Here is a 5967-nt window from a genome sequence, read left to right as displayed (position 1 = left end):
CCCCGAGCCAGCGCGCGACGCCGGGCGCGGACGCGCCGAGCCCGCCCGTACGGGAGATGCCGTCCGTACGGGACATGTCGCCGCTCTTGCCGTCGCCGCCGTAGAGCGCGCCGAGCGCCGCGTCCATGCCGGCGTCCGCTCCTGCGAGGGCGCAGCCGGTGCCCTCCGCCCCGCTCTCCCCGCCGAGCACGAGCCGCCAGCGCCGCAACCGCTCGTCGGCGGAGTCGGGTGCGGTATCGGGTGTGACCTCGGCGGTGGCGCTGTTCGCGTCGCCCATCAGCTCTTTTCCCTCCCTTGAGTCGGTACGGGCAGGGGTTCGGCGACTGCCGTCCCCGTCCCCATCCGCACCCCCAACAGCGCGTGCAGCGTGGGCAGTACGGCCGCCGCGCGCTCGGCGTCCAGCCCCGGACCGAAGCCCAGAGCTCCGGCGCCGAGCCCCGGCGAAGGCGCGTCCGGGCTGCCCCGCCGCACCAGTTCGCCGAGGGTGCGGCGCACCCCTGGGGCGTACGAGCCGAAGGTGCGCCGCAGCAGCGGCAGCACGCTCGTGAAGGCGTCGGCCGGTACGCGCGTGAGCCAGCCGTCGACCAGGGCCAGGAGGCGTTCGTCGTGGATGAGGAGCATGCCGCCGGAACCGCCGCTCCCGACGAACCCCTCGATCCAGGCCGCCGCCTCGGGCGGCTCGGTGCCGGGCGAGAGCGCGAGGCCCATGAGGCGTGCCGCCTCCCCGTCCGCCAATCGGCCGTCGTCGAGCAGCAGTCGGACGGCGCGTCCGCGTATCAGCCCCGGTATGCCGTCCCGTTCGCAGAGCCCGCGCAGGACGGCTGACCAGCGCTCCCGTATGCCGGGCCCTCCTGCTTCCTTCGTCGCCTGCGTTGCCGTCGTTGCCTTCGTCGTCCCTGCGGCTTCCGTCGCCTGCGTCGCTTCGGCCAGGAGGCCGACCGCCGTGTGGACGCCGTCCAAGTGGCCGCGCATCGTCGCGGACGCGTCGTGGTCGAGGCCGGCGCAGGCGGGCGGCAGGCCCACGAAGACGCGCTCGGCGAGCCCGCTCGCCACCTCGCGCAGGGCCGTCGCGTCCGTACGCCGTACGTCCCCGTAGCGGACCGAGCGGACGAGGGCGGGCAGGGCCTGGGCCAGGTTGCCGACGTCCGCGTCGAGCGCGGCGCGGTCGGCGAGGGCGCGCAGCACCACGGGGAGGGCGTCGGTGAGCCCGGCGAGCAGGCACTGTTCGGCGAGGCCGGTGACGTCGGCGAGCGACCGGGCCCCGGCCGCCTCGGACTCGGCCTTGGCCGTCGCGGCGGCGAGCACGGTCGTGCCCCACACTCCGGCCTCCGCCACCTTGACGGACAGCTCCGGCTCCCATTGCAGCCGCCAGGTCTCCCGGAAGGTGCCGAGCCCCTCGCGGGAACGGGCCGCCTCGCCCCAGTCGACGCCGAGGAGTCGCAGCCGGTGCAGCAGGCGGCTGCGCGCGGCGTCGGTCTCCTTGCGCAGGTCCAGTTCCAGTTTCCGCTCCGCCGCCTCGGGTTTGAGGCGCAGGGAGCGCTGGACGCGGGCGAGGTCGCGTTGCAGGGGCGTGGCGGGGGCCGAGTCCGGCACCTCGCCCAGCACGTCGCCCACGACGAGCCGGTCCTGTACGAGCGCGAGCGGGACGTCGGAGCCCTCGCACAGCACGGCCCGTATGGCGTCGGTGGTCTCGGCGAGCCCGGCGAGGGGGCGTCCGCGCATCGTGGCGAGGGTGTCGGCGAGGCGTACGGCCTCGATGACGTGCGCGGAGGACACGGGCTGGTCCTCCGCCCGGAGCAGCCCGGCGACCTTGGTCATCCAGCGCTCTACGGGCCGGTCGGGGGCGTCGAAGAGGTGTCCGTACCAGCCGGGGGACGCGATCCCGGCTCCGTAACCGCTGTGCCGGGAGAGGCGGCGGTGCGTCCAGGGGACCCAGCTGAGCTCGGTCTTCACCTTGGGGAGACCCTTGAGCCGCTGCCGGTCGGCGGCGACCGTCACCGTCTCCGCCAGCGCCGGTACGTGCCAGGCGCCGCAGACGACGGCCACGCCGTCCCCGAACTTCCGCCGCGCCTCCCGCAGCCGCAGCCGCATGTGCGCCTCGCGCACCAGGTCCCGGTCGTGCCCCCCGTGCCCGTACTCGCCCCGGAGCGCGGTCATGGCCTCGGCCAGCGCCTCGAACGGCGCGAGCGCGCTCGCCCCAGCCGGGGCGATGGAGCCCGTGTGGCCACCCCGGTGCTCGACGACGTCCTCCCACCAGCGCTCGGGGTCGTCGTGCCCGGCCGTCTCGGCGAGCACGGCCAGAGGATCGACGCGCAGGTGCCCCACGTCGGGCGGCTCACCGTCCGTCCCCCCGTCCGCGCCGTCGCCCTCCTCACCACTGGCCTTCTCGCCACTGGCCTCGTCGCCCCCGCTCTCATCGCCCGCCTCCCGGCCCGCGCCGTCCATGGCCAGTGACACGGCCGCCGGCAGGTCGATGAACCGCACCGGGACGCCGTGGGCCAGCGCCCATCTGATGGCCACCCACTCCGGCGAGAACCCGGCCAGCGGCCAGAACGCCGCGCGCCCCGGATCGTCCACGGCGTGCGCCAGCAGCGCCACGGGCGGCCGCATGCCGTCCTCGCCCGCCAGCCCGATGACCGCCTCGGCCTCCGGCGGCCCCTCGATGAGCACGACGGACGGCTCGCACGCGTCGAGCGCCGCGCGCACCGCCCGCGCGGACCCCGGCCCATGGTGCCGAACCCCCAACAACACCGGTCCCGCCTCCCCCTCGTCCACCTTCACCCCATCGCCCCCGTCACGCTCTTCGTCCCCGTCACGCTCTTCGTCCCGCCGTCCCTCAAGCCACGCAAGTCACGCAAGTCACGCCGAGACCTCTCGGCAGGCCCGGTAGAAGTCCTTCCACCCCTCCCGCTCCCGGACCACCGTCTCCAGGTACTCCTGCCACGCGACGCGGTCCGCCGCCGGGTCGCGGACGACCGCGCCGAGGATGCCCGCGGCGACGTCGGCCGCCCTCAGCACGCCGTCGCCGAAGTGCGCGGAGAGGGCCAGGCCGCCGGTGACGACGGATATCGCCTCGGCGGTGGAGAGGGTGCCGGAGGGGGACTTGAGCTTGGTGCGGCCGTCGGCGGTGACGCCGTCGCGCAGTTCGCGGAAGACCGTGACGACCCGTCGGATCTCCTCGACGCCCTCCGGCACGGCGGGCAGAGCCAGCGAGCGGCCGATCTGTTCGACGCGCCGGGCGACGATGTCGACCTCGGCCTCGGGCGTGGCCGGGAGCGGGAGGACGACCGTGTTGAAGCGGCGGCGCAGCGCGCTGGAGAGCTCGTTGACGCCCCGGTCCCGGTCGTTGGCCGTGGCGATCAGGTTGAAGCCGCCGACCGCCTGCACCTCCTGGCCCAGTTCGGGGATCGGCAGGGTCTTCTCGGACAACACGGTGATGAGCGTGTCCTGTACGTCCGCGGGGATGCGCGTCAGCTCCTCGACACGCGCCGTCATGCCGCCGGCCATGGCCCGCATGACGGGGCTGGGCACGAGCGCGTCCCGGCTGGGGCCGTGAGCGAGCAGCTGCGCGTAGTTCCAGCCGTACCGGATGGCCTCCTCCGGCGTGCCCGCCGTGCCCTGTACCAGCAGCGTCGAGTCTCCGCTGACGGCGGCCGCCAGATGCTCGGACACCCAGGTCTTGGCCGTGCCGGGGACACCGAGCAGCAGCAGCGCCCGGTCGGTCGCGAGGGTGGTGACGGCCACCTCGACGATGCGTCGCGGGCCCACGTACTTCGGCGTGATGACGGTGCCGTCCGGCAGCACTCCGCCGAGCAGGTACGTCGCCACGGCCCACGGCGACAGCCGCCACCTGACCGGCCGCGGCCGGTCGTCCGCGGCGGCCAGCGCCTTGAGTTCGTCGGCGAAGGCCACTTCGGCATGCGGCCGCAGCGGCTCACCGCCGATGTCGGCTGCGGCCTCGGCCACGGCTCCGGCGTCCACTCCCGCGGCGGCTCCGGCCTCGGCTCCCGCGGCGGCTCCGGCCTCGGCTCCCGCATCGGCTCCCGTATCGGCGTCGCTCGCGGGCTCGTTCTCAAATCCTGGCACGGTCACAGGTCCCCCCTCATCACACGGCTTCGGGCTGCGTGACCAACACTGCACCACCCCACTGACAATCGGCCTCGGGCCAACAAACGTGCAGGTCACGGCGATTGTCAGTGGCAGGCCGTAGCTTCGTCGACATGAATCCGCAGGGGGAGTTCCGGACGGCGGAGCAGGTGCTCGCGCTCGCACCTGACGCCGCGTCACGCAAGGCGGGCGCCAAGCTCGCGGCGCCCGCGCCATGGTCGGACACGGGGGCCGGCGAGGGCGCGGTGTGGGGGCTGTGCGCGGGCAGCGGCAGCACGCCGTACCGCACGGTCACCGACCTGTCCGGCCCGGACGGGCCGGCCTTCAACTGCTCGTGCCCGAGCCGCAAGTTCCCGTGCAAGCACGCGCTCGGCCTCCTCCTGCTGCGGGCCTCGGACGAGGCGGCCGTGCAGGACGGGGGCGAACCGCCGGAGTGGGCCCGGAAATGGCTGAGCGGCCGGCGGCAGCGGGCCGAGCGCACCGCCGCGACCGTGGCGGCCAAGGCCGCGAAGACGGCGGAGGAGGCCGAGGACACCGGCGACGGCGAGCCGTCGGCGGGCCGGGCCGCCGCCCGCCGCCGCGCGGAGCAGCGCGCGCGGCGCATGGCGGACGGGGCCCGGGAGTTGGAGCACCGCCTCGCCGACCTGCTGCGCAACGGCCTGGCCTCGGCCGACCGCGGCGGCTACGGACAGTGGGAGGAGACGGCGGCCCGCATGGTCGACGCGCAGGCTCCCGGACTCGCCGCGCGCGTACGCGAACTGGCGTCGGCCCCCGCGTCCGGCAGCGGCTGGCCGTCCCGGATGCTGGCGGAGTGCGCGCTGCTGCACACCCTCGACCAGGGCTATCTCCACGTGGACGGGCTGCCCGAGCCGCTGGCCGCCACGGTCCGCTCGCGCGTCGGGCTCACCACGGACACCGCCGACCTGCTCGCCACCGCGGAGCCCGTCCGCGACGACTGGCTGATCCTGGCCCAGCGGGACGCCGAGGACGGCCGGCTGACCACCCGCCGCATCTGGCTGCACGGCCGGAACACCGGCCGCATGGCGCTGCTCCTCTCCTACGGAGCAGCGGGCAGGGCCCCCGAACTCTCCCTCCCCGTCGGCCTCTCCCTCGACGCCGACCTCGTCTACTACCCCGCCGCCCTCCCCTTGCGGGCCGCCGTCGCGACGCGCCACGCGCCACCACGGGAGCCGGCCGCGCCACCGCCCGGCACGGACGTCGCGACCGCGCTGGCCCGCTACGGGGACGCGCTGCGCGAGGACCCCTGGCTGGACGCCTGGCCGGTCGTCCTCGCCGACGTGATACCGGTCCCGGACGCCGATCGGGGCTGGCAGTTGGCCGACGCGCGCGGCGAGTCGGCGCTGCCGATCGACCCGCGGTGCACGGACCGTACGGGCCTGTGGCAGCTCGCCGCGGTCTCGGGCGGCGAGCCGGTCACGGTCTTCGGCGACTGCGGCCACACCGGTTTCACCCCGCTGACCACCTGGGCGCCGGAAGCGGTTCCGCTCTTCACGTAGCTCCGGGCCGAGTCCGACGGACCGCTGTCCCTGATCTGACGGCTGTCCCCTGACCTCTCGAAGCCGCCCCGGCCCGAGCACCACCGGTAGCGCTTCGAACCCGCCGAACGGACCCCACCGGGCCACAAACGGAAGGGACTCGTACATGGCCGACACGGCCGCCGACACGACCACCCCACCAGCCACCACCTGGGACGACCTCGTCGCCGCCGCGCTGCTCGGCACCGGGCGGCGCACCCCGCCCGTGACGCCGCGCCCCGGCCAGGACGCGGCATCGGCCCTCCTGGACGCCGCCGCGGTGCAGACGGTGCGCGGTCGGGCCGGGCTGCTGCCGGCCGTGGCG

3 protein-coding genes and 2 pseudogenes are annotated in these 5967 nt (G+C 75.4%); 2 read left to right on the top strand and 3 right to left on the bottom strand.

Annotation, left to right across the window (positions count from 1 at the left end):
- From ACFU99_RS29870 to ACFU99_RS29860, 3 genes and pseudogenes are all read right to left on the bottom strand, one after another.
- Positions 1 to 277: pseudogene (locus tag ACFU99_RS29870) on the bottom strand (hypothetical protein); the annotation flags it as partial.
- Positions 277 to 2781, bottom strand: coding sequence for a DUF5682 family protein (locus tag ACFU99_RS29865; protein WP_384397926.1), 2505 nt, complete (start codon positions 2779 to 2781; stop codon positions 277 to 279). The pseudogene ACFU99_RS29870 and the gene ACFU99_RS29865, both read right to left, overlap by 1 nt.
- Positions 2782 to 2859: 78 nt before the next feature.
- Complete coding sequence (locus tag ACFU99_RS29860) at positions 2860 to 3981, bottom strand: AAA family ATPase (protein WP_384397928.1); 1122 nt, start codon at positions 3979 to 3981, stop codon at positions 2860 to 2862.
- 239 nt (positions 3982 to 4220) lie between these two features.
- Here ACFU99_RS29860 and ACFU99_RS29855 point away from each other — a divergent pair, with 239 nt between their 5' ends.
- Positions 4221 to 5624 (top strand): SWIM zinc finger family protein, encoded by a 1404-nt coding sequence (locus ACFU99_RS29855; RefSeq protein ID WP_384397924.1) that lies wholly within the window; start codon positions 4221 to 4223, stop codon positions 5622 to 5624.
- Between the two features lie 145 nt (positions 5625 to 5769).
- Positions 5770 to 5967: pseudogene (locus ACFU99_RS29850) on the top strand (hypothetical protein); the annotation flags it as partial.

This window comes from Streptomyces sp. NPDC057654 (genome assembly GCF_042800135.1).
In the GTDB taxonomy this organism is placed as follows: Bacteria; Actinomycetota; Actinomycetes; order Streptomycetales; family Streptomycetaceae; genus Streptomyces.
The sequence above is the reverse complement of the archived record's forward strand: the minus strand, read 5'-3'. Positions and strand labels throughout refer to the sequence as shown.